The organism is Azospirillum sp. ST 5-10, from assembly GCF_051225715.1.
Classification (GTDB): domain Bacteria; phylum Pseudomonadota; class Alphaproteobacteria; order Azospirillales; family Azospirillaceae; genus Azospirillum.
In genome coordinates this window covers 1-1,106 of record NZ_JBPJSP010000088.1, presented here as the reverse complement: position 1 = coordinate 1,106, position 1,106 = coordinate 1, and the positions used below count along the sequence as shown (strand labels likewise).

At 71.2% G+C, this 1,106-nt stretch carries 1 protein-coding gene; it reads right to left on the bottom strand.

Going from position 1 to position 1,106, the window contains the following annotated elements; translation table 11 throughout:
• The coding region (locus ACSBPG_RS31915; protein WP_435541289.1) for a Re/Si-specific NAD(P)(+) transhydrogenase subunit alpha at positions 1–1,106 on the bottom strand (1,106 nt) is incomplete at both ends.

The following is a 1,106-nucleotide window of genomic DNA, read 5'->3' as shown; positions in this document are numbered from 1 at the left end:
TGGCCGTCGCGGGTGAGCGCGATGGCCTTGACGATCTCGTCGTCCCACTTGAAGGCGACGGTCCCGGCCTCCTTGTCGTGGAAGGCCTGGATGAGCGCCAGCAGGTTCTTGGCGTAGAGCAGCGAGGCGTCGACCGCCACCCGGCTCGGGTAGTTCAGGTGGCCGACGATCTTGACGCCGTTCTCCGTCACCACCGTCTCGCCGGGCCTGGCGCCCTCGACGTTGCCGCCCTGCTCGACCGCCAGGTCGATCAGCACCGAGCCCGGCTTCATCGACGCCACATGCTCCGCCGTCACCAGGACCGGCGCCTTGCGCCCGGGGATCAGCGCCGTCGTGATCACCACGTCCTGCTTCTTGATGTGCTCGGCCACCAGCGCCGCCTGCTGGCGCTTGTAGTCCTCCGACATCTCCTTGGCGTAGCCCCCGGCCGTCTCGGCCTGCTTGAACTCCTCGTTCTCCACCGCCACGAAGCTGCCGCCCAGCGACTTCACCTGCTCCTTCACCGCCGGGCGCACGTCGGTCGCCGAGACGATGGCGCCCAGGCGCTTGGCCGTGGCGATCGCCTGCAGGCCGGCCACACCCACACCCATCACGAAGACCCGCGCCGGCTGAACCGTGCCGGCCGCCGTCATCATCATCGGAAAGGCCCGCGCGTACTCCGCCGCGGCGTCCACCACCGCCTTGTAGCCCGCCAGGTTGGCCTGGCTCGACAGCACGTCCATCACCTGCGCGCGGGTGATGCGCGGCATGAACTCCATGGCGAACGCGTTCACCCCGGCCTCGGCGTAGGCCTGCACCGCCTCGCGGCTGCCGTGGGGGTTGAGGATCGCCAGCAGGGTGGCGCCGCGCCGGATCAGCGCCAGCTCGTCCGGCCCGCCTTCGGAGGCCAGCAGCGGCCGCTGCACCTTCAGCACGATGTCGGCGTCCCGGAGCGCCGTCGCCGCGTCCGCCGCCAGCGTCGCCCCCGCCGCCTCGTAGGCCGCGTCGGTGATCGCCGCGCTCAGCCCGGCCCCCCTCTCCACCGTCACATCGAGGCCCAGCCCCTTCAGCTTCTTCACCGTCTCCGGCGAGGCGGCGACGCGCTTCTCGTTGGCACGCCGCTCCTT